23 protein-coding genes and 1 tRNA gene are annotated in these 23,968 nt (G+C 71.4%); 19 read left to right on the forward strand and 5 right to left on the reverse strand.

Annotated features, from left to right (window positions below; genetic code table 11):
* Nucleotides 1-5 precede the first annotated feature (5 nt).
* The 4 genes from sufC to QQM72_RS20995 all read left to right on the forward strand — a co-directional run bounded on the left by sufC (nt 6) and on the right by QQM72_RS20995 (nt 2,921).
* A complete protein-coding gene (gene sufC, locus QQM72_RS20980; protein WP_020130533.1) occupies nt 6-770 on the forward strand; it encodes a Fe-S cluster assembly ATPase SufC in 765 nt (254 codons plus the stop codon).
* A complete protein-coding gene (locus QQM72_RS20985) occupies nt 767-2,023 on the forward strand; it encodes a cysteine desulfurase (protein WP_020130532.1) in 1,257 nt (418 codons plus the stop codon). Before sufC ends, QQM72_RS20985 begins: the two co-directional genes overlap by 4 nt.
* Before the next feature lie 101 nt (nt 2,024-2,124).
* Nucleotides 2,125-2,592, forward strand: a complete 468-nt coding sequence (sufU, locus tag QQM72_RS20990) for a Fe-S cluster assembly sulfur transfer protein SufU (RefSeq protein WP_314222400.1) — start codon at nt 2,125-2,127, stop codon at nt 2,590-2,592.
* Nucleotides 2,589-2,921, forward strand: a complete 333-nt coding sequence (locus QQM72_RS20995) for a metal-sulfur cluster assembly factor (RefSeq protein WP_020130530.1) — start codon at nt 2,589-2,591, stop codon at nt 2,919-2,921. Before sufU ends, QQM72_RS20995 begins: the two co-directional genes overlap by 4 nt.
* 130 nt (nt 2,922-3,051) lie before the next feature.
* Here QQM72_RS20995 and QQM72_RS21000 read toward each other — a convergent pair whose 3' ends face one another.
* Entirely contained in the window at nt 3,052-3,885 is an 834-nt protein-coding gene (locus QQM72_RS21000; protein WP_314222401.1) for an AbfB domain-containing protein, read from the reverse strand.
* Between the two features lie 237 nt (nt 3,886-4,122).
* Between QQM72_RS21000 and QQM72_RS21005 the strand changes: the two genes are divergently transcribed.
* Together QQM72_RS21005 and QQM72_RS21010 are read left to right on the forward strand one after the other, a co-directional pair.
* Nucleotides 4,123-4,443, forward strand: coding sequence for a DMT family transporter (locus tag QQM72_RS21005; RefSeq protein WP_171396558.1), 321 nt, complete (start codon nt 4,123-4,125; stop codon nt 4,441-4,443).
* Nucleotides 4,443-4,985, forward strand: coding sequence for a TetR/AcrR family transcriptional regulator (locus QQM72_RS21010; protein ID WP_314222402.1), 543 nt, complete (start codon nt 4,443-4,445; stop codon nt 4,983-4,985). Before QQM72_RS21005 ends, QQM72_RS21010 begins: the two co-directional genes overlap by 1 nt.
* A 62-nt stretch (nt 4,986-5,047) precedes the next feature.
* On the opposite strand, the gene QQM72_RS21015 is transcribed toward QQM72_RS21010, so the two are convergent.
* A complete protein-coding gene (locus tag QQM72_RS21015) occupies nt 5,048-5,956 on the reverse strand; it encodes a winged helix-turn-helix transcriptional regulator (RefSeq protein ID WP_314222403.1) in 909 nt (302 codons plus the stop codon).
* 145 nt (nt 5,957-6,101) lie between these two features.
* On the opposite strand from QQM72_RS21015, the gene dapD reads away from it, so the two are divergent.
* Nucleotides 6,102-7,091, forward strand: coding sequence for a 2,3,4,5-tetrahydropyridine-2,6-dicarboxylate N-succinyltransferase (dapD, locus tag QQM72_RS21020; protein ID WP_314222404.1), 990 nt, complete (start codon nt 6,102-6,104; stop codon nt 7,089-7,091).
* A 388-nt stretch (nt 7,092-7,479) separates the two neighbouring features.
* Here the strand turns inward: dapD and dapA are convergent, their stop codons facing one another.
* Nucleotides 7,480-8,511 carry a 4-hydroxy-tetrahydrodipicolinate synthase gene (dapA, locus tag QQM72_RS21025; RefSeq protein WP_399078018.1) on the reverse strand — a complete coding sequence of 344 codons (1,032 nt, stop codon included), beginning with the start codon at nt 8,509-8,511 and terminating at the stop codon, nt 7,480-7,482.
* Between the two features lie 128 nt (nt 8,512-8,639).
* Between dapA and QQM72_RS21030 the strand changes: the two genes are divergently transcribed.
* The 4 genes from QQM72_RS21030 (at nt 8,640) to QQM72_RS21045 (ending at nt 11,549) form a co-directional block, all read left to right on the forward strand.
* Entirely contained in the window at nt 8,640-9,116 is a 477-nt protein-coding gene (locus QQM72_RS21030) for a phage holin family protein (protein WP_314222406.1), read from the forward strand.
* Entirely contained in the window at nt 9,113-9,703 is a 591-nt protein-coding gene (locus QQM72_RS21035; protein ID WP_314222407.1) for a DUF3618 domain-containing protein, read from the forward strand. Before QQM72_RS21030 ends, QQM72_RS21035 begins: the two co-directional genes overlap by 4 nt.
* Nucleotides 9,704-10,039: 336 nt before the next feature.
* Nucleotides 10,040-10,792 (forward strand): helix-turn-helix domain-containing protein, encoded by a 753-nt coding sequence (locus QQM72_RS21040; RefSeq protein WP_314222408.1) that lies wholly within the window; start codon nt 10,040-10,042, stop codon nt 10,790-10,792.
* 13 nt (nt 10,793-10,805) lie between these two features.
* Complete coding sequence (locus tag QQM72_RS21045) at nt 10,806-11,549, forward strand: SRPBCC domain-containing protein (RefSeq protein WP_314222409.1); 744 nt, start codon at nt 10,806-10,808, stop codon at nt 11,547-11,549.
* 15 nt (nt 11,550-11,564) lie between these two features.
* Here QQM72_RS21045 and QQM72_RS21050 read toward each other — a convergent pair whose 3' ends face one another.
* Nucleotides 11,565-13,391, reverse strand: a complete 1,827-nt coding sequence (locus QQM72_RS21050) for an endonuclease/exonuclease/phosphatase family protein (RefSeq protein ID WP_314222410.1) — start codon at nt 13,389-13,391, stop codon at nt 11,565-11,567.
* A gap of 396 nt (nt 13,392-13,787) precedes the next feature.
* On the opposite strand from QQM72_RS21050, the gene QQM72_RS21055 reads away from it, so the two are divergent.
* The 8 genes from QQM72_RS21055 (at nt 13,788) to QQM72_RS21090 (ending at nt 22,653) form a co-directional block, all read left to right on the forward strand.
* A complete protein-coding gene (locus QQM72_RS21055; protein ID WP_314222411.1) occupies nt 13,788-15,215 on the forward strand; it encodes a hypothetical protein in 1,428 nt (475 codons plus the stop codon).
* Between the two features lie 176 nt (nt 15,216-15,391).
* Complete coding sequence (locus QQM72_RS21060) at nt 15,392-16,855, forward strand: alkaline phosphatase PhoX (RefSeq protein ID WP_314222412.1); 1,464 nt, start codon at nt 15,392-15,394, stop codon at nt 16,853-16,855.
* A gap of 59 nt (nt 16,856-16,914) precedes the next feature.
* A tRNA-Ile gene (locus QQM72_RS21065) sits at nt 16,915-16,984 on the forward strand.
* A 375-nt stretch (nt 16,985-17,359) separates the two neighbouring features.
* Nucleotides 17,360-18,943 (forward strand): TROVE domain-containing protein, encoded by a 1,584-nt coding sequence (locus QQM72_RS21070; protein ID WP_314222413.1) that lies wholly within the window; start codon nt 17,360-17,362, stop codon nt 18,941-18,943.
* 115 nt (nt 18,944-19,058) lie between these two features.
* The gene (locus tag QQM72_RS21075) at nt 19,059-19,712 is read left to right on the forward strand and encodes a GntR family transcriptional regulator (protein ID WP_314222414.1); all 654 of its coding nucleotides are present in this window, start codon (nt 19,059-19,061) and stop codon (nt 19,710-19,712) included.
* A gap of 84 nt (nt 19,713-19,796) precedes the next feature.
* Nucleotides 19,797-20,813: a 1-aminocyclopropane-1-carboxylate deaminase gene (locus QQM72_RS21080; protein WP_314222415.1), complete on the forward strand. Its 1,017-nt coding sequence runs from the start codon at nt 19,797-19,799 to the stop codon at nt 20,811-20,813.
* 500 nt (nt 20,814-21,313) lie between these two features.
* Nucleotides 21,314-21,673, forward strand: a complete 360-nt coding sequence (locus tag QQM72_RS21085) for a hypothetical protein (RefSeq protein WP_314222416.1) — start codon at nt 21,314-21,316, stop codon at nt 21,671-21,673.
* A gap of 407 nt (nt 21,674-22,080) precedes the next feature.
* The gene (locus QQM72_RS21090) at nt 22,081-22,653 is read left to right on the forward strand and encodes a TetR/AcrR family transcriptional regulator (protein WP_314222417.1); all 573 of its coding nucleotides are present in this window, start codon (nt 22,081-22,083) and stop codon (nt 22,651-22,653) included.
* A 73-nt stretch (nt 22,654-22,726) separates the two neighbouring features.
* On the opposite strand, the gene QQM72_RS21095 is transcribed toward QQM72_RS21090, so the two are convergent.
* Nucleotides 22,727-23,917, reverse strand: coding sequence for a TerD family protein (locus QQM72_RS21095; protein ID WP_314222531.1), 1,191 nt, complete (start codon nt 23,915-23,917; stop codon nt 22,727-22,729).
* Nucleotides 23,918-23,968 lie beyond the last annotated feature (51 nt).

Consider the following 23,968-nt stretch of genomic DNA (forward strand, 5'->3'; position numbering starts at 1 on the left):
CACCCATGGCAACGCTTGAAATCCGAGACCTGCACGTCACCGTCGAGGCCGACAACGCCACGAAGGAGATCCTCAAGGGCGTCGACCTCACCGTGAAGCAGGGCGAGACGCACGCCATCATGGGCCCGAACGGCTCCGGCAAGTCGACCCTCGCCTACTCGCTCGCGGGCCACCCGAAGTACACGATCACCGGCGGCACCGTGCTGCTCGACGGCGAGGACGTCCTGGAGATGTCCGTCGACGAGCGCGCCCGCGCGGGCCTGTTCCTCGCCATGCAGTACCCGGTCGAGGTCCCCGGCGTCTCCGTGTCGAACTTCCTGCGCACCTCCGCCACCGCCATCCGCGGCGAGGCCCCCAAGCTGCGCACCTGGGTGAAGGAGGTCAAGGAGGCCATGGAGCGTCTCCACATGGACACCTCCTTCGCCGAGCGCAACGTCAACGAGGGCTTCTCCGGCGGTGAGAAGAAGCGCCACGAGATCCTCCAGCTGGAGCTGCTCCGGCCGAAGGTCGCGATCCTCGACGAGACGGACTCCGGTCTGGACGTCGACGCCCTTCGCATCGTCTCCGAGGGCGTCAACCGGGTCCGCGAGACCGGCGAGGTCGGCACCCTGCTGATCACGCACTACACGCGCATCCTGCGCTACATCAAGCCCGACTTCGTCCACGTGTTCTCGGCCGGCCGCATCGTCGAGTCCGGCGGCGCCGAGCTCGCCGACAAGCTGGAGAACGAGGGCTACGAGGCATACACGAAGGGTGGCGTATCCGCGTGACGCAGCTGCCGGGCCTCCTCGACACCGAGGCGATCCGCAAGGACTTCCCCATCCTGGACCGGCAGGTCCACGACGGCCGGAAGCTCGTGTACCTGGACAACGCGGCGACCTCGCAGAAGCCGCGCCAGGTACTGGACGCCCTGAACGAGTACTACGAGCGCTACAACGCCAACGTCCACCGCGGTGTGCATGTGCTCGCCGAGGAGGCCACGGCGCTGTACGAGGGCGCGCGTGACAAGGTCGCCGCGTTCATCAACGCGCCGAGCCGCGACGAGGTCATCTTCACCAAGAACGCCTCCGAGTCGCTCAACCTCGTGGCGAACATGCTGGGCTGGGCCGACGAGCCCTACCGCGTGGACCACGAGACCGAGATCGTCATCACCGAGATGGAGCACCACTCCAACATCGTCCCGTGGCAGCTGCTGTCGCAGCGCACCGGCGCGAAGCTGAAGTGGTTCGGCCTGACCGACGACGGCCGGCTCGACCTCTCCAACATCGACGAGATCATCACCGAGAAGACGAAGATCGTCTCCTTCGTGCTGGTGTCGAACATCCTCGGCACCGTGAACCCGGTCGAGGCGATAGTGCGGCGTGCGCAGGAGGTCGGGGCCCTGGTCCTGATCGACGCGTCGCAGGCCGCGCCGCACATGCCGATGGACGTACAGGCCCTCCAGGCCGACTTCGTGGCCTTCACCGGCCACAAGATGTGCGGCCCGACCGGCATCGGCGTCCTCTGGGGCCGCCAGGAGCTGCTCGAGGACCTCCCCCCGTTCCTCGGCGGCGGCGAGATGATCGAGACGGTGTCGATGCACTCGTCGACCTACGCCCCGGCGCCCCACAAGTTCGAGGCGGGCACCCCGCCGATCGCGCAGGCGGTCGGTCTGGGCGCGGCCATCGACTACCTGTCCGCGATCGGCATGGACAAGATCCTCGCCCATGAGCACGCGATCACCGAGTACGCGGTGCGTCGCCTGACCGAGGTACCCGACCTGCGGATCATCGGCCCCGCGACGGCCGAGGACCGCGGCGCGGCGATCTCCTTCACGCTCGGCGACATCCACCCGCACGACGTGGGCCAGGTGCTGGACGAGCAGGGCATCGCGGTCCGGGTGGGTCACCACTGCGCCCGGCCCGTCTGCCTGCGCTACGGAATTCCCGCGACCACGCGAGCGTCGTTCTATCTGTACTCCACGCCGGCCGAGATCGATGCTCTGGTCGACGGTCTGGAGCATGTACGGAACTTCTTCGGCTGAGGGGCGTGAGCTGAGACCGTGCTGTGTCATCCCGGGGGACAACCCCCGGACCCCCGGCCGGAAGGCCATGTATCGGACGCTGGGATGCGAGGTCGGCCGTCGTGAAGTTGGACTCGATGTACCAGGAAGTCATCCTGGATCACTACAAGCACCCGCACGGGCGTGGTCTGCGCGAAGGCGACGCCGAGGTGCACCATGTGAACCCGACCTGCGGCGACGAGATCACCCTCCGTGTGAAGTACGACGGCACGAAGATCGAGGACGTCAGCTACGAGGGCCAGGGCTGCTCCATCAGCCAGGCGAGCGCGTCCGTGCTGAACGACCTGCTGGTCGGCAAGGATCTGGCGCAGGCGCAGAAGATCCAGGAGACCTTCCTGGAGCTGATGCAGTCCAAGGGCAGGATCGAGCCCGACGACGCGATGGAGGAGGTGCTGGAGGACGCGGTCGCGTTCGCCGGTGTCTCCAAGTACCCGGCCCGGGTCAAGTGCGCCCTCCTCAGCTGGATGGCGTGGAAGGACGCGACGGCCCAAGCCCTGGGCGGAGCCGACGCCGAAAGGAAGACGGCATGAGCGAGACCCTTGAGATGAAGCCGGCCTCCGAAGAGGAAGTCCGCGAGGCGCTGTACGACGTCGTCGACCCCGAACTGGGCATCGACGTCGTCAACCTCGGGCTGATCTACGGCATCCACATCGACGACGCGAACATCGCGACGATCGACATGACCCTGACCTCGGCGGCCTGCCCGCTGACGGACGTGATCGAGGACCAGGCGAAGTCCGCCACGGACGGCCTGGTCAACGAGCTGCGCATCAACTGGGTCTGGATGCCGCCGTGGGGCCCGGACAAGATCACGGACGACGGCCGCGAGCAGCTTCGCGCGCTCGGGTTCAACGTCTGAGATCCCGTTGAGAATCCCGGTGAGGTCCCGTCGGGGATTTCGGCCGGGATCCGCCTGAGATCCTCCCGGAGATCTTCCCCGGCACACGAAAGCGGCGGCACCCATCGGGTGCCGCCGCTTTCGTGTGTGCTCAGGCCAGCCCGTCCACCAGGTTGAACGAGAAGTCCTCGCGGTGGTTGGAGCCGTAGCCGTACGCGTCCAGGCGCAGGGCGAAGTTCTTGTGGCGCAGGAAACGGCCGGGGTAGTTCACCGACTCCAGCATGACCGAGCCGGAGGCGTAGGAGGAAGGGACGGCACAGAAGGTGGCGTCCTGCTCGAAGAGGGCCGAGCCGTCGTCGCGCTCGGCGCGCAGCACGAAGTCGCGGTGCCGCAGGTACGTGCCGTCCGCCGTGACGAACGTGGAGCAGGAGCTGTCGGCCAGGCCCTTCACCACGGTGAACGTGGAGTCCGCACGGGACTCCGAGCCGCCGACCTGATCGAGTTTCACCAGGCCGCCGCTCACATGCCAGTAGCGGTCGGGGTAGTTGACCGAGCGGACCGAGCGCCGGGTGGCGGCCGGCTCGGGGGCGGACGGCTTCGTCGTCGTCGACGCGGACGGCGCGGCCGGGGCGTGCGGCGTCGAACTGCCCTGCGCCTCGGGGGAGGAAGAGGTCTTCGGCGACGCGGACGCGGACGTGCTCTTCTTCCCCGTCGGTGCCGGCGACCCGCTGGCGGAGGGGGTGGCGAAGGAGATCAGGCCGCCCTCCGTCTCCTCGTCCGACAGCGTCTGTCCCTGAGGGGCCGCCGACTTGTCGTCAACGGGCTTGTCGTTCAAGGCGATTGCGGTCACGCACGCCACGATGGTGGCCATGGCGAGACCGCCGGCCAGCCAGAGGCGCCGTGTTCCGGGTGCCCGGGAGGTGTCCGGGGCCCAGCCGTTCTCCCAGGGCTGTTCCTGAGAGGGCCGGGACTTGTTGTCTGGCATGCGCTGTTCCTCCAGCGGCGTTCCCTGACGGCGGCCGCGGCTGCGATGACCCGGTGTGTGAACGGTGAAACAGTAGTGGAACCCGTGGCTCAGGTTCATCCGTTTGGGTGAGCGCTTTCCATAACGCTTTCGACTCCCCATCGACAACACTTCCGGCTTCGCGCCGACTTGGGCGGGAACGACCGGTGTGGACATCGTTGTGTACACCCGTACGTATCGTTGTGTACGCTTGTACGCATGGGATACCTGACGCTCGCCGGCGCCATCGCCGCCGAGGTGGCCGCGACGACGGCCATGAAGTACAGCGACGGCTTCAGCAGGCTCTGGCCCTCCCTGCTGACGGCGTCCGGCTACGTCGTCTCCTTCCTGCTCCTCGCCCAGACCCTGAAGACCGTCGGCATCGGCACGGCGTACGCGATCTGGGCCGGAGTCGGCACCGCGGTCATCGCCGTCATAGGGCTGGCCCTGTTCGGGGAGTCCCTGACGCCCACCAAGGCCGTCGGCATCCTGCTGATCGTCGGGGGAGTGGTCGTACTGAACCTGGGGGGTGCGCACTGATGCCCCGACGCCACGACCCGGAGCGGCGGCAGCGGATCATCGACGCGGCGATCCGGGTCGTCGGGGCGAAGGGGCTGGCCGGACTGAGTCACCGCTCGGTCGCCGCCGAGGCGGACGTGCCCCTCGGTTCGACCACCTACCACTTCGCCACCCTCGACGAACTGATGATCGCCGCCCTGCGGCAGGCCAACGAGGGTTTCGCCAAGGCGGTCGCGGCGCACGGCGGGCTGACGGACACCCGCCTCGACCTGCCGGCCGAACTGGCCGGACTGCTCGGCGAATGGCTGGCCGGCGAGCGTACCGGCGTCGAGCTGGAGTACGAGCTGTACCTGGCCGCCCTGCGACGGCCCGCGCTGCGCCCCGTCGCCGCCGAGTGGGCCGAGGACCTCGCCACCCTCCTCGCGGGGCACGTCGACCCCCTCACCGCACGCGCGTTGGTCGCGCTGATGGACGGCATCTGTCTCCAGGTGCTGCTGACGGACGCGCCCTACGACGAGGAGTACGCCCGGGAAGCGCTGACCCGGCTGATCCCCATGCGCTGACCCGGCGTATCCCCGCAGCTCGGTCCCTCGGCGGCCCCGGTCCCTCGCCGCCCCGGCCCCCGCTATCGCGGGTTCAGCTCCGCGTGGGCGTCCTCGCCCAGGCGCCGGACGACGGTGAGCGCCTCCTCGACGCTCCCCGCCACGTCCGTCACCGGATACCGCACATGCCGGACGACCCGCTCCCGGTCCACGACGAGGGTCAGCCGCTTCAGCCGGCTCGCCCCCGCCGCCCGGAACGTCGGCAGTCGCAGCGCGGTGATCAACGTCAACTCGGCGTCGGACAGCAGCGGGAAGCCCAGCCGCTCCTCCTGTGCGAACGCACCCTGCTCGTCCGGGCGTTGGGTGGACACCCCGCGCACGGCCGCGCCCGCCGAGCGGAACCCGGCCAGCCGGTCGCGGTAGGTGCGGGACTCCAGGGTGCAGCCCGGGGTGCCCGGGATCTCCGCCCAGCCCGGTGGGTAGGCGTCGGGACGGGCGTAGGCGCCGGGGAAGCAGTAGAGAACGGTGTGGAGCGCGTCGTCGGCGACCGGATCCCGCGGCGAGCCCTGGTCGTCGAGCAGCCGGAGCGCGGGCAGCCGGGTGCCCGTCAGCGCGTGCACGCGCCGGGCCTCCGCGGACGCCTGCCCGGCCGTGGCCGTGGTGGCGCCGTCACCCAGGACCCAGGCGTCGCCCCAGTCCTGGAGGGCTACCAGGACGGGCAACAGGGCCAGGCCGCGCGGGGTGAGACGGTACTCGTGGCGCACCGGGCGCTCCTGGTACGGCACCCGCGCGAGCACCTCGGCCTCGACGAGAAGCCGCAGCCGCTCGGCCAACACCTTCCGGGACAGGCCGAGTTCGCGCTGGAGGTCGTCGAATCGGTGCACTCCGCGCGCGGCGTCGCGGACGATCAGCAGGGTCCACCGGTCCCCGACGACGTCCAGTGCCCGCGCGATGGCGCAGCCGGAATCCTCCAGGCTCGTCCTGCGGGCCATGGGCCTCCTCCCGTCGCTGACGGCCATGCTGGCACAGTTGGTTCCCAAGAGAAACTCACCAGGCCGGCGAGGGTGCGCGGCCCGCGTCCTGAGACACCGCTGTGCGGGTTGGCCTCTGCGGCCCCCCGCCGGTTAGGTTGCCCTCATGACCGACACGACTGTTCCCCGCACCACCGGCGCCGCGGCCGCCGGCCTCGCCACGATCGCCGCCGACGGCACTGTTCTCGACACCTGGTTCCCCGCGCCCGCGCTCGTCGCCGAGCCCGGCCCGTCCGGCACCGAGCGCCTGTCCGCCGAGAAGGCTGTGGAGCTGCTCGGTGAGGGTGCGGCGAAGGCGGTCGGTCCGGACGCCCGCCGGGGCGTCGAGGTGGTCGCGGTCCGCACGGTCATCGCCTCGCTCGACGACAAGCCGCTCGACGCGCACGACGTCTACCTGCGCCTGCACCTGCTCTCCCACCGGCTCGTGAAGCCGCACGGGCAGAGCCTGGACGGCATGTTCGGCCACCTCGCCAACGTCGCCTGGACCTCGCTCGGCCCGGTCGCCGTGGACGACGTCGAGAAGGTCCGCCTGAACGCCCGCGCGCAGGGCCTGCACCTCCAGGTCACGTCCATCGACAAGTTCCCGCGCATGACGGACTACGTCGCGCCGAAGGGTGTCCGGATCGCCGACGCCGACCGGGTCCGCCTCGGCGCCCACCTCGCCGAGGGCACCACGGTCATGCACGAGGGCTTCGTCAACTTCAACGCGGGCACGCTCGGCACCTCGATGGTCGAGGGCCGCATCTCCGCGGGCGTCATCGTCGGCGACGGCTCAGACATCGGCGGCGGCGCCTCCACGATGGGCACGCTGTCCGGCGGCGGCAACGTGATCATCTCCATCGGCGAGCGCTGCCTCATCGGCGCCGAGGCGGGCGTCGGCATCGCCCTCGGCGACGAGTGCGTGGTCGAGGCCGGCCTGTACGTCACCGCGGGCACCCGGGTCACCATGCCCGACGGCCAGATCGTCAAGGCCCGCGAGCTCTCCGGCGCCTCGAACATCCTCTTCCGCCGCAACTCGGTCACCGGCGCGGTCGAGGCCCGCCCGAACAACGCGGTGTGGGGCGGCCTGAACGAAATCCTCCACAGCCACAACTGATCCGTACGGGTGGCCGTGGCCTGCGGCTGATCCGTGCGGGTGGCCGTGACCTGCGGCTGCGGGTACAGATCAACGCCTCGCCGATCAACGCCCTGACCTGCTGCCGGACTGTCGGCAGCCGTCGGCGTCGGCCACCGTCGAGCGCCCTTCCACGGCCCCAGGACGGCCGGGGAGGGCGCTTGTGCGTGGGCCGGCACCCCCGACGCGGCCGACGACCAGAGCAACCCACGCCGGGTGGAGGGAAGTCGCGATCGTCTGTGGTCGGTCGCCGGCAGGTTCGTTGTCAGTGGCTGCGGCTATGGTCGCGAGCGCGCGGCTTCCGGGGGTCCCGACCTGGGGGGCGGGGCGTCCGTGTCGCGAGAGGTACAGGCCGACCGTCGCCGGGGACTCAGGAATCCGGCCGGGCGACGATCCGCTGGTAGGCCACGGGCCGTTCGCAGGCCATGAGCCGTTCGTAGGCCGCGCGCAGTCCGTCGACCGTCCGGCGGTCTGCGGGCCGTAGCGGTGCCCGGACCGGGCCGGCCGGCAGGCCCAGGTCGCCCAGGAGCCCCTTGGCGGTGACGGTTCCGGGCAGGCCCGAGGCCGTCATCGACTCCACCAGTTCCATGGCCTGGTGCTGGAGTCTCGCGGCCTGGGAGGTGTCGCCCGCGTCGAACGCGTCCAGGGCGCAACGGAGTCGGTCCGGCACCACGTTCGCGACCGTGCTGACGTAGCCGGCTCCGCCCACCGCGTACAGCGCGAGGTGGTGCTCCTCGCAGCCCGCGTAGTACGCCAACTCGGTGCGGGAGAGCACCTTCTGGGCGCCGAGGAAGTCGTAGGAACAGTCCTTGACCGCGACGATCCGAGGGTGCTCGGCGAGCCGGAGCATGGTGTCCGGCTCGATCCGCGTGCCCGTGCGGCCGGGGATGTCGTACAGCATGACCGGCAGCCCGGAGGCGTCCGCGACCTCCCGGAAGTGCGCCTCCAGGGCGTCCTGCGGAGGCCTGCTGTAGTACGGGCTGACGACGAGCACCCCGTCCGCTCCCGCCTTCTCGGCGGCCCGGGCGAGTTCGACGGTGTGGCGGGTGTCGGAGGTGCCCACCCCGGCCACGACCGACGCCCGGTCGCCCACCGCCTCCCGTACCGCGGCCACCAGTTCCGCCTTCTCGGCGTCCGACGTGGTCGGCGACTCGCCCGTCGTGCCGGAGAGCACCAGTCCGTCGCAGCCGGCGGACACCAGCCGGTCGGCGAGCCGCCGCGCCCCGTCGGGATCCAGTGCGCCGGTGGCGGTGAACGGCGTGACCATCGCGCAGAGCGCACGGCCGAAGACCGGGGCGGGGCGCGGGGACGGGGTGAGGGGCGGGATGGGCGTCGGACTCGGGGGCGTCGGGCGAACTGTCGTCATACGGGTAGTGTCGGGCCCGCCAAGGTGAAGCTCCACTTAAATCTTCTACGGCATACAGGTAAGTTTTACTGTATCGATGTTCTGTCGTCGAGGGGCGCCGCAGGGGGTAGCGGGGGCCGGCCGGGGTACCCGGACGTTCCGGAACCGAGAGGAGGCGGAACGCCGTGACCGGGACCACGGACATCCGGCCCGTCCGCAACGGACACCACAGCAGCGGGTACGACAGCAGCGGGCAGCGGAGCAACGGACACCACAGTGACGGGCGCACCGTCGGCGAACTCGTCGGCCAGGCCACCGAACAGCTCTCTCGGCTCGTACGGCAGGAACTGGCCCTCGCCAAGCATGAGTTCACCGAGAAAGGGCGGCGTGCCGGGCGCGGCGGAGGCCTGCTCGGCGCCTCGGGCGCGTTCGCGTACGCCGGGCTGCTGGCGCTCGCGGGCACGGGCGTCGCCGCCCTCGCGCTGGCGCTGCCCGTCTGGGCGGCCGCGCTCATCGTGACGGCGGTGCTCTTCGTGATCGCAGGCGTGCTGGCCGCGGTCGGCCGTGGCCAACTGCGCCGGGCCGCGCCGCCCACCCCCGAGGAGACCCTCGGCAGCGTCCGGGCCGACGTCGAGGAGATCAGGGAAAGGGCACACCGATGACGGACAGGACAGCGGCCGACCTGCGTCGGCAGATCGAGCGGACCCGGCACCGGCTCGGGGCCACGGTCGAGGAGTTGGCGGCCAGGGCGGACGTCCGCGGCCGCACCCGGGCCCGCGCCGCCGACCTCATGGACCGTGCCGGCGCGATGACCGTACAACTGCGCAGCACGGCGTCCCAGGCGAGCTACCACATGCAGGAACGCGCCGGGCGTGCGGGACACGCCGTTCAGGAACGGGCCGGGCGTGCGGGACACGCCGTTCAGGAACGGGCGGGCCGCGCGGGACACGCGGCGCAGGCAAGGGCGGGCCACGCGGCCCAGGGGCGAGGGGGTCGTGCGCGGCACGCCGTTCAGGACGCCGCCGCCCGCGTCGGCCGCACCGCCCAGGACCACGCGCTCCACGCCCGCCACGACTTCAAGGACAACGCGGCCCGCGCGGGTCGCACCGCGGAGCGCTCGGCGCCCGCTCCGGTCCGCGTGCCCGTACGGTTCGCCCTCCGGCACCCGCGTCCGGTGGTGATCGTGGGCGCGGCGGCGGTGGCGCTGGTGGCGGCCGGGGTGATCGGCCGCCGCGGGGCGAAGCGGTAGCCGCGGAGCAGTGGCCGCCGAAGCGGCGGCCGTTGGATCGGTGGCGCCTGAGCAGTGCCCGCTCGGAGCGGTGGACCTCGCAGCGGTGGCCCTCGGAGCAGTAGCCGCCGAGCGGCAGTCATCGAAGCGGCAGTCATCGAAGCGGCAGACGTGCCGGTCACGAGCGTTGGATCACGCTCGTGACCGGCACGTTCCACGTTTCGGGGCCGGCCGTCCGGGCGGCCCGGCAAGCGCGGGACGTGGGGCCCGGCTGGGCGGCTGACCGCGCGCTGCCACCCGTTCACCGAACACTTGATTCCCCTGGACAAAAAAATTGTTCGGTGAGACGGTGGACGCATGCTGGACGTGACCGTGATCGAGGACCCCGAGGCCGCCGCCGTCTCCCTGGACCCCATACGGGCCAGGCTGCTCGCCGAGCTGGCGGCCGGACCCGCGTCGGCGGCGATGCTGGCCGGCAAGGTCGGACTGCCGAGACAGAAGGTGAACTACCACCTCAAGGCGCTGGAGCGGCACGGCCTGGTCGAGCTGGCCGGAGAGCGCCGCAAGGGCAACGTCACCGAGCGGCTGATGCGGGCCACCGCGGCGTCGTACGTGATCTCGCCGCTCGCGCTCGCCCCGGTGCAGCCGGACCCGGACCGCTTCCGGGACCAGCTGTCCGCACGCTGGCTGCTCGCCCTCGGCGCCCGGCTGGTGCGCGATGTCGGCTCGCTGCTCACCGGTGCCGCGAAGGCCCGCAAGGGCCTGGCGACCTACGCGCTGGACGGCGAGGTGCGTTTCGCCTCGGCCGCGGACCGGGCCGCGTTCGTCCAGGAGCTGACGGCGGGTGTCAGCGCGCTCATCCGCAAGTACGACGCCCCCGATGCCGAGAGCGGCCGCGACCACCGGATCGTCGTGGCCGTCCATCCCACGGTCAAGCCCCAGGCCCAGGACCGGCCCGAGCCCGAGACGCAGGACCGGCCCGAACCCGAGCCCGAGACGCAGGACCGGCCCGAACCCGAGCCCGAGACGCAGGACCGGCCCGAACCCGAGCCCGAGACGCAGGACCGGCCCCAGATCCGGCCCGAGACCCCGGAACCAGACAGTGAGTGATCAGGAGTCAACCATGTCCAAGGAATTCGAGATCGCCCGCGAGTTCGAGGTCGACGCCACGCCACAGCAGGTGTGGGACGCCTTCACCGCGGGGACCGGCGGGTGGCTGTGGCCGATGGAGGAGCCGGAACCGCACGAGGGCGGCAAGGGCCCCTTCGGGTCCACGGTCACCGTCTGGGACCCGCCCCACCGCTACACCAACCGGGTCGAGAACGTCGAAGGCATCTCCGAACAGACCCTCAACCAGCTCGACTACACCGTCGAACCGCGCGACGAGGGCCGGCGCGCGTGGGTGCGCTATGTGCACAGCGGCATCTTCGTCGACGACTGGGACAACCAGTACGACGCGGCGGGCCGGCACACCGACTTCTACCTGCACACACTGCGCCAGTACCTGACGCACTTCGACGGCCGTCCGGTCGCCTTCGTCACCTTCGACGGGCCCGACGCGTCCAAGGCGCCCGACGCCCTCACCGCCGTGGCGCGGGCGCTGGGCCTCGCGGACGACACGGCCGAAGGCACGCGCGTCCGGGTCGACGGCCCCGAGGGGCGGCTCCTCGACGCCGTGGTCGACTTCGGCAACCCGTACTTCATCGGGCTGCGCGGCGACAGCTCCCTCGTCCGCTTCTTCGGCCGCAACCACTGGGGCTACCCGGTCGGCGTCAGCGTCCACGACTTCGCGCCGGACGCCGACGCCGCGGCGAACGAGACCGCCTGGCGGGGCTGGCTGGACTCGGTGTTCAGCCGGCCCCGCTGACGACGGCCGCGGGTGTTACGGCTGGAAGCGCAGCACCTGCGGGTCGTGGTCGCTGATCTGGTCGTGGAACTCCGAGTTGATGTGCACGCTGTCGTACTCGAGGTCGCAGCCGCGCCGGATCGACGGGCTGACCAGGATCTGGTCCAGGACCTGCTGGTTGCCCTGGTAGTCGTAGGTGTAACGCTCGTTCTTCGGCAGCGACTTGATCGCCGACCACAGCTCGCCGTCGCCCTCGAGGAGCTGCGCGGTGCCGGAGAACTCGAAGTCGTTGATGTCGCCCAGCGCGATGACGTCCGCGTTCTTCTGCGTGTCGAGGATGTCCTTGACGAACGCGTTGACCAGCGTCGCCTGCCGGTGGCGCTGGGTCTCCGAGCTGCGCACCACCGGCTGGTACTGCGCGGTCAGGCCCTGGTCGCCGCCCTTGGAGTTGAAGTGGTTGGCGATCACGAAGACCGTGCGGCCACGGAAGACGAACTCGCCGACCAGCGGCTTGCGGCTGGTCGCCCAGGCCGTGTCGGCCGGGTCGATGCGGCCGGGGGAGGCGGTCAGCTGCGCCTTGCCGCGCACCTCGGTGACGCCGACGGCCGTGCTCGCGTCGCCGCCCGCGCGGTCGGTGAAGGAGACCCGCTCCGGGTTGAACAGGAACACCTGACGGATGTTCCCGCCCGGCTCGCCGCCGTCGGTGTTGTTCACCGGGTCGATCGAGCGCCAGTCGTACTTCGGGCCGCCCGCGGCCACGATCGCGTCGATCAGCCTGCCGACCGTCACGTCGGCGGCGACGGTACCGTCGTTGGTCGCGCCGTTGTTGTCCTGGATCTCCTCCAGGGACACGATGTCGGGCGACTTCAGGTTGTTCACGATCGCGGAGGCGTGCTCCTCGAACGTGGCGTCGGACGGGTCGAGGTTCTCGACGTTGTACGTCGCGACCGCCAGCTCGCCCTTCTTCTGCTTCTGCGTCGTCTCCCGCTCCAGGCCGCCGCTCTTCAGCGTGCCGAGCCGGTTCGCGACGAGGGTGTAGCCGCCGAACTGGTTGTAGTCGAGCGGGCCCGCGGTGACGCCGGTGAGGGCGTCGCCGACGTTCGCGACGGGGAAGTCCGCCGTCGCGCCGAGCGACTGGATCTGGATTCGGCCGGTGTTCTGCGAGGTGTAGGAGCCGTACAGCGAGCCCCCGCGGCGGCTGGTGTTCTCGCGCGGCTTCACCGTGACCCACAGCTCGCTGTACGGGTCGGTGGCGGTGACCACGCGGGCGTCGGAGACCTGGACGTTCATTCCCTCGAGGGACTCGTAGTAGTCCAGGGCGTACGTGCCGGGCCGCAGGGTGAGGCCGTTGACCGAGTTGCTCGCGGCGGCGTCGCCGGCCGGGGTGTAGGCGGCCGGGACCGACTTCGCGTTCACGGCCGTCGCGGCCGGGACCGCGTTGCCGCTGGAGACGACCGTCACCGTCGGATTGGTGATCTCCGTGACGGTCTGGTTGCCGGTCGAGGCGCCGCCCGGGACGAACTCCGAGACCGTGCCGGTGACCGTGACCGAGTCACCGACGGCGACCTTCGGGGTGGAGCTGGTGAAGACGAAGACGCCCTCACTGGTGGCCGGGTCGGCGTCCGGGTTCGGATCCTGGATCCAGAAGCCTCTGGACGATCCGTAGGTGCGCACACCGGTGACGATTCCGGCCACACCCGTGACCGCCTGGCCGGCGTACGGCGACAGCCGGGTCGTGCCCTGGATGTCGTGGATGGCCACCGTCTCCGCGTGCGCGGGCGCGGACAGAGCGACGGTGGAGGCCGCGGAACAGACGGCGGCGACGGTGAGCGCGGCGAGACGCGCGGACTTCTTGCTCGGCAACGGAAATCCCTCCGGGGACGTACATGAGCGCCGGGACGAGGGTGGAACGTGGAACGAAGGTGCAGCGTGGAACGAAGGTGCGGTGTGGAGCGTGGAACGAGGGTCGAGCGTGGAACGAAGGTGCGCTGTGGAGCGTGGAACGAGGGGCGGGCGTGGAACGGGGGCCGCGGTCCGCGGGGCGGACGCGACGCGCGTAGAAAATACAGTGAACAGATGTCCATCGGATTTCTACGCGCGTCAATCTCCTGCCTGGTCACGCCACTTGTCAAGGTTTCGGCCATGTACGCCGCCCGGCGGGGAGATGAACCGGGCGGCATGGGTCCATACCCGTCTAGGCTGAGTGGCCCAGTGCCCCCAGCGGGCCGGTGGCACCACGCGCCCTAGGAGAACCAGCCGATGTCAGACAGCTCCCCCCTCCCGCCGGTGCGGCTGCACCCCGAAGCGGAGCTGGCGCGCGACGCGCTGTCCACGCCGTTGCTCTCCCGGGCCGCCCTGCTCGCCCGCTGGGCCGGTCCCGACACCCGGGTCGACGCCGGGGGCGGACTCGTCGAGGAGCAGCTGACGCCCGCCGCCGAGGTGCTGGGGCTGACCGGGGACGACGCCGCCGCCTATGCGAGCGAGGCCTGGCGGGTCGCCTTGGACGCCGGGCTCGTGGAGGTCGTCGACGAGGAGGCCGGCACCGTCACGGCCGGCGAGGACCTGGCCCTGCTGACCGGCGGTTCCCCGCACGACATCCTCGCCGTCTGGCTCGGCGCCCTGGAGACCGTGCTCGCCGACGCGTCCGTCCCCGACCTGGACGAGCTGATGGAGGTCATGGACGAGGGCGGTGAGGTCGACTTCTCCCGGCTCGACTGGAACCCCGAGGCCGAGGCCGAGTTCCTCGACGGTGTCCTCGGCAACCTCTACCTGCTCACCGCCAGCGAGGACGGCCCCGGCGACGCCCCGGTCCCGCTGCCCGCCCTCGCCGCGTCGATGATCATCCCCGGTGACATGGACGAGCCCACCAACGACGTCCTGGAACAGGTCTCCGACGCGATGATGCGGCTCGACGACCAGTTCCGGCTCCTGGAGCCGATCGGGATCGTCGCCTACCGGCCCGTCGACGAGGACCTGATGGCGGACCCCGACGAGGAGCCGGCCGCCCCCGTCGAGGAGACCGACGTCTCCCGCTACGGCATGGTCCGGCTCACGCCCCTCGGCGTGTACGGGCTGCGGGCCCGGCTGCTGGAGGCCGGCTTCCAGGCCCCGGCCGTCGGCGACCTCGCCGACAAGGGCGCCGACGTCCTCCTCGACGGCAGCTCCGGCTATGGTCCCGGCGCCGCCCTCGCCGAGACCGAGCAATGGCTGGTCCGCCGCGAACCCCTCGACGCCGCCCGGGAGTTGCTGGCCGCCGCCCGCGGCTCGGACCCTGGCGCCCCGCTGCGCCGGCTGCGCTGCCAGCAGGCCCTCTCCCTCGTCGGCGGCCAGGCCGAACCCGCCGTCCGCGAGGTCCTCGACGACGCCGAACTCGGCGGCCTCGCCCGCGTCTGGCTCAGCGAGCTCGGCGCGACGGACGTACCGGCGCCCTCCGAGAGCCTGGTCTTCTGGCTCACCATCGACACGCTGGCGGCGCAGCTCGCCGCCGAGGGCAACTCCGAGGAACTCCAGACCCTCGTCGAAGGGCTGGCCCAGCAGCACAGCGGATTCTTCTCGGCGGCCTGGCGGGTCGACCACCCGGCGACCCCGGACGTCCTGGAGGCGATGGGGCGTCTGCATCCGGACAAGCGCATCGCGAAGGAAGCCCGCAAAGCCGCGTTCAAGGCGAGGTCGCAGCAGGGCGGATGAGTCTCCCGCGGCGCGGACGCCTCGAGGTTTCCGTGGCCTGATCCGTACGGATTCACGGAACGGGGTCCCCTGAAGTCGCTCCCCGTTCAACTCCCGTTCAGGCATGGGCGGGACGGTGACGCCGAACCGAGGTCCGCCACCCTCCACGGCACTCTCACCGCGTCTCAGGAGACATCATGTCGCTCACCCGCAGGGACTTCGCCCGACAATCCGCGATCACCGGTGCCGGGGTCGCGCTGGCGGGCAGCGTAGGCGCCCTCGCCACCGCGCCGAACGCCCTCGCCTCCACGGAGACCGCGTCCGCGGCGGACACCGCGGACGCGAACCAGGCGTCGGAGGCCGGGCACCACGGGGTCGGCTACGGACCGCTGCTGCCCGACCCCGACGGCATCCTCGCGCTGCCCGCCGGGTTCAAGTACCGCGTGATCACCTACAGCGGCAGGACCAAGCTGGAGTCCGGTGAGATCACCCCGTCCAACCACGACGGCACCGCCACCTTCCGCGGCCCGCGCGGCGCGACCCTGCTCGTCAACAACCACGAGCTGAAGGGCCCGCGCGCGAACTGGCCGTACCCGGTCCCGCTCACCGAGGGCCTGGTCTACGATCCGGCGGCGGCCGGCGGCTGCACCGTCGTCGAGGTGCGCCCCGGCGGCCATGTCGCCGAGTGGGTCGGCATCGCCGGCACCTCGACCAACTGCGCGGGCGGCAGCACGCCTTGGGGCACCTGGCTCACCGGCGAGGAGACCGAGGACAAGGCCGGCCAGAACGGCATGACCAAGGACCACGGCTACATCTTCGAGGTCGACCCCGAGGACCGCCGCGCCAACCGCGGCCCCAAGCCGATCAAGGCGTTCGGCCGGTACGCCCACGAGGCGGTCGTCATCGACCCCAAGCGCGGGCACGCCTACCTCACCGAGGACGCCTCGGGGCCGAACGGCCTGCTCTTCCGCTGGACCCCGCCGGCGGGCTTCTGCCACGGCCGCGGCAAGCTGCGCACCCTCGCCGACGACGCCGGCGTCCTCCAGGCCTTCAAGTGCTTCGACTCGGGCGGCAAGTTCGTCGACGACCTCTCCCGCGCCACGAAGATCGGCACGGTCTACGGCGTCGACTGGATCGACGTCCCCGACCGCGACGCCAGGTCGGTGTCCGTCCGCAAGCAGTTCACCGACGGCCAGGTCACCCGTGCCCGCAAGCTGGAGGGCATGTGGTGGGGCGACGGCGGCACCTACATCGTCTCCTCCTACGCCCGTGACGAGAGCCCCGTCCAGCACGACGGCGCCGTCTGGTTCTACGACCCCAAGCGCCGCACCCTGACCCTGAAGGTGCTGCTCGGCGTGAACCCCGACCCGTCCGTCGACGGCGCCTTCGACGGCCCCGACAACATCACCGTCTCCCCGTACGGCGGTCTCGTCATCGCCGAGGACGGCGAGGGCGTCCAGCACCTGTTCGGCGCCACCGACAGCGGCCGCACCTATCCCATCGCCCGCAACGAGCTGAACATCGGCACCGCGGACGAGCCGGAATACAGCGAGTTCACCGGCGTCACCTTCTCGCCCGACGGCCACACCCTGTTCGCCAACATCCAGACCCCGGGCATCATGCTCGCGATCACGGGGCCGTGGAAGCGGCAGAAGCGGTGAACACCGAACGGTAGTTAATTCATTCGCTCGATCCGCGGCCGCCCTCCTAAAGTGGTGCATGTCCAGGTGCGAAGGCAGGACCTACTTCCACTGATAATGGGGCGGCCGCGGGTTCGAGTCCCGCCACCGGCACAACGCGCCGGTGTAGCTCAGGGGTTAGAGCACCTTGTCGGTTCCGCCGGCTTCGATCTCTGGACACCACAATTTCACAGCACCTCCCGGTGCGCGGGCTGCGGCTACTTCTTTGCAACAGAAATTCTGGCCGCCGCCGACTTTATCTCGGGAGGCGCAGCGTGTGGTGGGTGCCCGGTGCGCAGGCAGCGGTTACTTCATTGGATCGGACGGTCGCGGGTTCGAGTCCCGTCATCGACTTCGGGTCGGTGTAGCTCAGTCGGTAGAGCATCTGGCTAAGTCCGTCGCCGACCCCTGATCTCGGGCACCTTCCTTTTGCTGCGCCTCTCCCGATGGACGACTGAATGAACAATGAATTCGGGGGAATTCACCATGGCGCGCTTCAATGTCCGTGCCCGTAAACCGCAGCCCGTATCGCCCGTGACCACGACGGGCCGGGTGCTCCGTACCCACCAGGGCGGCCGAGGCCGTGAGCGGGACGCCCGCTCCGAGCTGTTCCTGCTGGCGATCGCCCACTTCGTCTCCCAGCAGACCTTCTACGAGACCGGCGCCGCCCGCGACGACCGCTTCGCCGAGCTGGTGCGCGAACTCGCCGTCAGCGACCCGTCCTGGACGGCCGGCCTGCTCCGCTGGCTGCGCGGCGACGGCAACATCCGCACCGCCGCGATCGTGGGCGCCGCCGAGTACGTGCACGCCCGTCTGACGGCGGGCGCCACCGACGGTCCCTCGAACCGGCAGGTCGTGGAGTGCGTGCTCCAGCGGCCGGACGAGCCCGGCGAACTGCTCGCGTACTGGACGGCGACGTACGGCCGCAACATCCCCAAGCCCGTCAAGCGCGGGATCGCCGACGCCGTACGGCGGCTCTACAACGGCAAGTCGCTGCTGAAGTACGACACGGCCTCGAAGGGCTACCGCTTCGGCGACATCCTCAACCTGGTGCACGCCGCGCCGGACCCGGCCAAGCCGTGGCAGGGCGAGCTGTTCCGCTACGCCCTCGACCGCCGGCACCACCCCGACACGGCCGTGGTGCCCAGGTCGCTGCCCGTGCTCGCGGCGCACCGCGACCTGATGGCGCTGCGGCCCGCCAAGCGGCGCAGGGTGGTGACCGGAGCGGGTGGTGCGCGGCGCCTTGCCGACGCGGGCATGACCTGGGAGGCGCTGGCGGGCTGGCTCCAGGGTCCGATGGACAAGGCGGCCTGGGAGGCGGTCATTCCGACGATGGGGGCGATGGCCCTGACGCGGAACCTGCGCAACTTCGACGAGGCGGGAGTCTGCGACGAGGTCGCCGCGCGGGTGGCGGCGAAGATCAGCGACCCGGCGGAGGTCGCGCGCTCGCGGCAGTACCCCTTCCGGTACCTCGCCGCGTACCAGCACGCGCCGTCGCTGCGCTGGGCGTACCCGCTGGAGCGGGCGCTCGGCCACTCGCTGGCCAACGTGCCCGCGCTGTCCGGCCGGACGCTGGTGCTCGTCGACCGGTCCGGTTCGATGTTCTACGCACGGCTGTCGGACCGCTCCGAGCTCAACCGGGCCGACGCGGCGGCGATCTTCGGCACGGCGCTCGCGCTGCGGGCGGCCGACGCCGACCTCGTCGAGTTCGGCACGAGCAGCAACACGATCAAGTTCCGTGAGGAGGAGTCGATGCTGAAGATTCTGGAGCGTTTCGGAGACCTCGGTGGTACGGACACCACCGAGGCCGTGCGCCGGCACTACCGCGGCCACGACCGGGTGCTGATCGTCACCGACGAGCAGTACGCGGCGAGCCGCCACGGCGACCCGACCGACCAGGTCCCGGGAGACGTGCCGGTCTACACCTGGAACCTGGCCGGCCACCGCGCGGGCCACGGCCCGTCCGGCAGGGGGAACCGGCACACCTTCGGCGGGCTGTCCGACGCGGCCTTCCGGATGGTGCCGCTGCTCGAGGCCGCCGACGACACCCGGTGGCCGTGGGCGGTCTGAGCACCGGCGAGGGCCCTGAGCCCGAGCGGACGACCGGCGCTCGACCGGTCGTCCGCTTTCCCTGCCGCGTCGGAGCCTTGCGCGCCCGGCAGACTGATATCTAACATTTCAGTTCATGGAGGCTGTACCACGCACTCTGCTCAGGGACCGCGCCTACGCGGCGATCCGGGACGCCATCGTGGCCGGGGACATCGCCCCAGGCGCGGTCGTGCGCGACGCCGATCTCGCCGAGCGGCTCGGGCTGTCACGGGCGCCGGTGCGGGAGGCGTTCGCCCGGCTGGTCGACGAGGGGCTGCTGGAGAGCAAGCCGCAGAGCTACACGCGGGTGACCGCGGTGGTGGCCGCCGACGTACGGGACGCGGCCGCCGTGGTCGGCGCGATGCACGAACTGGCCACCCGGGTGGCGGTGCCCCGGCTGTTCGCGGCGGACGTCGAGGGGATGCGCGCGGCCAACGAGCGGTTCGCCGCCGCCGTACGGGCCGGGGACGTGGACGCCGCCCTGCGCGCCGACGACGCGCTGCACGACGTCCTCGTCCGCGCCGCCGGCAACCGCGCGGCCGCCGCCACCATCGCCCGCTACACCCCCCTCGTCCGGCGGCTGGAGCGACGGCGCTTCGGCGAGGGCGGCACCTGCCGCTCTGCCGGACTGCACGGCCGGCTGATCGAGGCCTGCGCCGATGGTGACGTGGACGAGGCGGTCCGCGTCACGGCGGAGATCTGGCGCACCCTCGCGGACCTCGCCGACTCCGGCGACCTGGCGGCCGGGTAACCGGCCGGCCCAGTGACCGAGCAGCGAGTGACCGACCGCCCCTGCTCCACGCGACCCGCTGGACCCACTGCTCCAGGAGGCCCCATGTCCCTCTCCTCGTACGCGCGTTACCCCCTCCTCTTCGGGCCCTCCCCGGTGCACCCGATGGAACGGCTCACCGCCCACCTCGGCGGAGCCGCCCTCTGGGCGAAGCGGGAGGACTGCAACTCCGGGATCGCGTACGGCGGGAACAAGACCCGCAAACTGGAGTACCTGGTCGCCGACGCCCTCGCGCAGGGCTGCGACACACTCGTGTCGATCGGCGGGGTGCAGTCCAACCACACCCGCCAGGTCGCGGCCGTCGCCGCCCGCGCCGGACTGAAGTGCGTGCTGGTGCAGGAGAGCTGGGTGGAGTGGCCGGACTCCGTGTACGACAAGGTCGGCAACATCCTCATCAGCCGGCTGGCCGGGGCCGATGTGCGCCTGGTCCGGGCCGGGTTCGGGATCGGCTTCAAGGAGAGCTGGGAGCTGGCGCTCCGGGAGGTCGAGGAGTCGGGCGGGAAGCCGTACGCCATCCCCGCCGGGGCCTCCGACCACCCGCTCGGCGGCCTGGGCTTCGCCGGGTGGGCGTACGAAGTCGCCGAGCAGGAGCGGGAGTCGGGCGTCTTCTTCGACACCGTGATCGTCTGTTCGGTGACCGGGTCGACCCAGGCCGGCATGGTCGCCGGTTTCGCCGCGCTGGAGGAGGCGGGCGCGCGGCCCCGGCGCGTCATCGGGATCGATGCCTCGGCCAAGCCCACCGAGACGCGCGGGCAGGTCGCCCGCATCGCGCACCGCACCGGACAGCTCATCGGACTCAAGCGCGAGTTGACCGTCGAGGACGTCGAGCTGGACGAGCGGTACCACGCCGGCGTCTACGGTGTTCCGGACGAGACGACCCTGGAGGCGATGCGGCTCGCCGCGCGTACCGAGGGCATGGTCACCGACCCCGTCTACGAGGGGAAGTCGATGGCCGGACTCGTCGACCTGGTCGCACGCGGCGAGATCGGCGGCGACTCCACCGTGCTGTACGCGCACCTGGGCGGGCAGCCGGCACTGAACGCCTACAGCGCGCTGTTCTGAGGCCCCGGCGCGGTTGCGGACCTGGCCGGGCCGGGCCCGCAACCGCGCCCGGCCCTGTCCGGGCCGTGTCCAGCGTGGCGAGCCGACGCGGCACGGCCTCGTGAAGGTGACTGCGCAGGCCGGCCCGGGATCAGATCAGGAACCGGTGTCCTGAGTCGTCCCGAAGCCTCGACGTCCGGCGCCCTGGCCTGCCCCCACCTTGTCCCCACCTGCCCCCACCGCCCTCTGCTCAGGCCCGCCCACCGGCCCGAGGGGCGGCGCTCCCGGCCTTGCGATGCCCAGTCGTCACCAGGCCCTGACGCGCGTGCTGTCGGCGACCGCCAGTGCCGTCTCCGTCAGCCCATGCGGCGCATCCGGGCTCTGCCTCGTGGCGCTCGTCCGACCAAAGGATGAGCCGCCGATGACGCCGTCAGCGTGATGTACGGCCGTGACCGCAACCGGCGCGGGCTCCGCACGCTTCCTGTCCGGCAGAACCGTAAGAAGCCGGTGAGGAGAGCAACGTGACGACCACCGCCCCCGAACACAGCGACCCCCGCGCCTTCGTCGACCCCTATGCCGTCGATGCGGCCGACGTCCGCTGGCCGGACCCGGCCGAAGTCCGTTGGCCGGACCCGGCCCACGTCTGGCCGGACCCGGCCGGCCCGGACCAGGACAGGGACCACCTGACGCCGCCGAATCCCGCCGAGCGCCTCGACCTCGCCATCGGCCCGCGCGACCGGCGGCGCATCGACCTGCACGCCGCCCTGACCGCGGCCGGAATCCCGCCGTACCCCGAGGACCGCGACGCCATCGACCAGCTCAGCGCCCTGTCCGGCAGCGTCAACGCCGCACTCCAGCGCTGGCTGCACCACCCCAGGTGACACCCGGGTGAACCCAGGGCGCGGTGTCTTCTCGGCGCATGCCGCTGCCTGGCCGGCCGCGGCATGGTTCCCGGTGGCCGTTCTCGGCCCGCATCAGCCGCCCGCGGCCGGGATCCTCCGCCTGCCCCTGATCGCGAGGGCCGCCGTCGGCAGGGCCGCCGTCAGCAGGGCCGCCGGCGCGATCCGGGGCGGAACCGGCCGAGGCGCCGGCGGTCGAGGCGGAAGGGGACGGCGTGGACATGGGGTGCTCCCTGTCTGGTGTCCCCGCGGGAAGTGGTGGAACATGCGGGCAGCACGAAGAGACCCTGGTCGTGGACCCGCAGAGACGAGCGCAGTAAGCGGGTACTGTCTCCGTTTAGCGTCTGCCAAAATGCGGAGAGAGTCCCCGGTTCGCAAGGAGTAACTGGATGACGCAGGTCAGGCCCATGCGTGCGGACGCTCGCCGCAACTACGAGCGCTTGCTCAAGGTGGCGGCGGAGGCTTTCGCCGAGCATGGGGAGGGCGCCTCCCTCGACGACATCGCCAAGCGGGCGGGCGTCGGATCCGGCACGCTGTACCGGCACTTCCCGACGCGCCAGGCGCTGCTGGAGGCGGCCTACGTCGACCGGATCGAGGCGCTCGCCGTGCGGGCCGACGAACTCGGCGGCGAACTCCCGCCGGGCGAGGCGCTGGTGGAGTGGCTCAACGAGCTGTGCGTCGGCACGATCCAGGTCCGCGGAATGAAGGCCCTGCTGGGCTCCGCCGTCACGGACGGCAGCGCGGCCGAGGTCACCGCCTGCGGTACGAACATGAAGGAGGCGGCGGCCCGGCTGGTGGAGGCGGCGCAGCGGGAGGGCACCCTGCGGCCGGACGTCGAGCCGATCGACGTCCTGCGCCTCGCGCACGGGGTGGCGACGGCGTCGGAGCTGGCGAAGGGCGACCGCAGCGCCATCCGCCGTTACGTGTCGCTGCTGACGGAGGGGCTGCGGCCCGCGCGGTGACGACAGCGGGCGCCCCCGTGGTGGCGGGCGCCCGTGGCTGAGCGGCTGTGGGCCGGGGCAGGCCCGGGCGCGGCTACAGGGCCTGGGCGCCCGGCTTCACCATGTTCCGCACGGTGCGGGCCTTCACGAAGTCGCCCATGGCCGTCATCTCCCACTCGCCGGAGAACTGCTTGATCAGCTTGGCCATCAGCACGCCCGTCTGCGGTTCGGCGCCGGTGAGGTCGAAGCGGACGAGCTCCTCGCCGGTCGAGGCGTCCAGCAGACGGCAGTAGGCCTTGGCGACCTCCGTGAACTTCTGGCCCGAGAAGGAGTTCACCGTGAAGACCAGTCCGGTCACCTCCTGCGGCAGACGGCCGAGGTCGACGACGATCACCTCGTCGTCCCCGCCGCCCTCGCCGGTGAGGTTGTCGCCGGAGTGCTTGATCGCGCCGTTCACGATGGAGAGCTTGCCGAAGTAGCAGCTGTCGATGTGGTTGCGCTGGGGGCCGTAGGCGATGACCGAGGCGTCCAGGTCGATGTCCTTGCCGCGGAACGCGGGCTCCCAGCCCAGGCCCATCTTGACCTGCGAGAGCAGCGGGCGGCCGCCCTTGACGAGGGAGACGGTCTGGTTCTTCTGGAGGCTGACCCGGCCCTTGTCCAGGTTGATCTTCCCGGTGCCGGCGGGGGCCGCGGCGGGCGGTGCCGGGGGCATCGGCGGGGCCGCCGGGGTCACCGGGGACTGCGGCACGGGCTGCGGCGGGGCCGTCTGCCGAGGTGCGGCGGCCGGCGCGGGTTCCTCCACCGTGACCCCGAAGTCGGTGGCGATGCCGGCCAGGCCGTTGGAGTACCCCTGGCCGACCGCGCGGGCCTTCCAGGCGCCGTTGCGGAGATAGATCTCCACGACGACCAGGGCTGTCTCCGAGCCGAGCTGCGGGGGCGTGAAGGTGGCCAGCACGCTGTTGTCGTCCGCGCCGCGGATCGTCGCCGTCGGTTCGACGCCCTGGAACGTCTGCCCCGCGGCGTCCGGGCTGGCGGTGACGACGATCTTCTCGATGCCCGGCGGGACCGCGGAGGTGTCGACGGTGATCGCGTCGGGGGCCGTACCGCCGCCGGAGCGGTAGGTCACGCCGGGGCCGCTCGGCTGGTTGTAGAAGATGAAGTCGTCGTCGGAGCGCACCTTGCCGTCGGCGGTGAGCAGCAGGCCCGAAACGTCGAGCCGCACCGGAGCGGCGACGTCCACCGTCACGCGTGCGGTGGAGAGAGGGATGTTCGAGCCGGGGGTCATAGCTGTCATGCCGGGTGAACGAGCGAGACCACTTTGCCGTTCCCTTACCCG

The sequence above is a fragment of the Streptomyces zaehneri genome (assembly GCF_032248645.1).
Classification (GTDB): domain Bacteria; phylum Actinomycetota; class Actinomycetes; order Streptomycetales; family Streptomycetaceae; genus Streptomyces; species Streptomyces coriariae.

Bases quoted from the DNA above. Each gene is read 5' to 3' on its own strand.
- sufC (WP_020130533.1), top strand. From the start codon at position 6: ATGGCAACGCTTGAAATCCGAGACCTGCACGTCACCGTCGAGGCCGAC.
- QQM72_RS20995 (WP_020130530.1), top strand. From the start codon at position 2,589: ATGAGCGAGACCCTTGAGATGAAGCCGGCCTCCGAAGAGGAAGTCCGC.
- QQM72_RS21045 (WP_314222409.1), top strand. From the start codon at position 10,806: ATGTCCAAGGAATTCGAGATCGCCCGCGAGTTCGAGGTCGACGCCACG.
- QQM72_RS21015 (WP_314222403.1), bottom strand. From the start codon at position 5,956: ATGGCCCGCAGGACGAGCCTGGAGGATTCCGGCTGCGCCATCGCGCGG.
- QQM72_RS21095 (WP_314222531.1), bottom strand. From the start codon at position 23,917: ATGACCCCCGGCTCGAACATCCCTCTCTCCACCGCACGCGTGACGGTG.
- QQM72_RS21070 (WP_314222413.1), top strand. From the start codon at position 17,360: ATGGCGCGCTTCAATGTCCGTGCCCGTAAACCGCAGCCCGTATCGCCC.
- QQM72_RS21055 (WP_314222411.1), top strand. From the start codon at position 13,788: ATGTCAGACAGCTCCCCCCTCCCGCCGGTGCGGCTGCACCCCGAAGCG.
- dapD (WP_314222404.1), top strand. From the start codon at position 6,102: ATGACCGACACGACTGTTCCCCGCACCACCGGCGCCGCGGCCGCCGGC.
- QQM72_RS21035 (WP_314222407.1), top strand. From the start codon at position 9,113: ATGACGGACAGGACAGCGGCCGACCTGCGTCGGCAGATCGAGCGGACC.
- QQM72_RS21075 (WP_314222414.1), top strand. From the start codon at position 19,059: ATGGAGGCTGTACCACGCACTCTGCTCAGGGACCGCGCCTACGCGGCG.
- QQM72_RS21010 (WP_314222402.1), top strand. From the start codon at position 4,443: ATGCCCCGACGCCACGACCCGGAGCGGCGGCAGCGGATCATCGACGCG.
- QQM72_RS21040 (WP_314222408.1), top strand. From the start codon at position 10,040: ATGCTGGACGTGACCGTGATCGAGGACCCCGAGGCCGCCGCCGTCTCC.
- QQM72_RS21000 (WP_314222401.1), bottom strand. From the start codon at position 3,885: ATGCCAGACAACAAGTCCCGGCCCTCTCAGGAACAGCCCTGGGAGAAC.
- QQM72_RS21090 (WP_314222417.1), top strand. From the start codon at position 22,081: ATGACGCAGGTCAGGCCCATGCGTGCGGACGCTCGCCGCAACTACGAG.
- QQM72_RS21060 (WP_314222412.1), top strand. From the start codon at position 15,392: ATGTCGCTCACCCGCAGGGACTTCGCCCGACAATCCGCGATCACCGGT.
- QQM72_RS21005 (WP_171396558.1), top strand. From the start codon at position 4,123: ATGGGATACCTGACGCTCGCCGGCGCCATCGCCGCCGAGGTGGCCGCG.
- QQM72_RS21080 (WP_314222415.1), top strand. From the start codon at position 19,797: ATGTCCCTCTCCTCGTACGCGCGTTACCCCCTCCTCTTCGGGCCCTCC.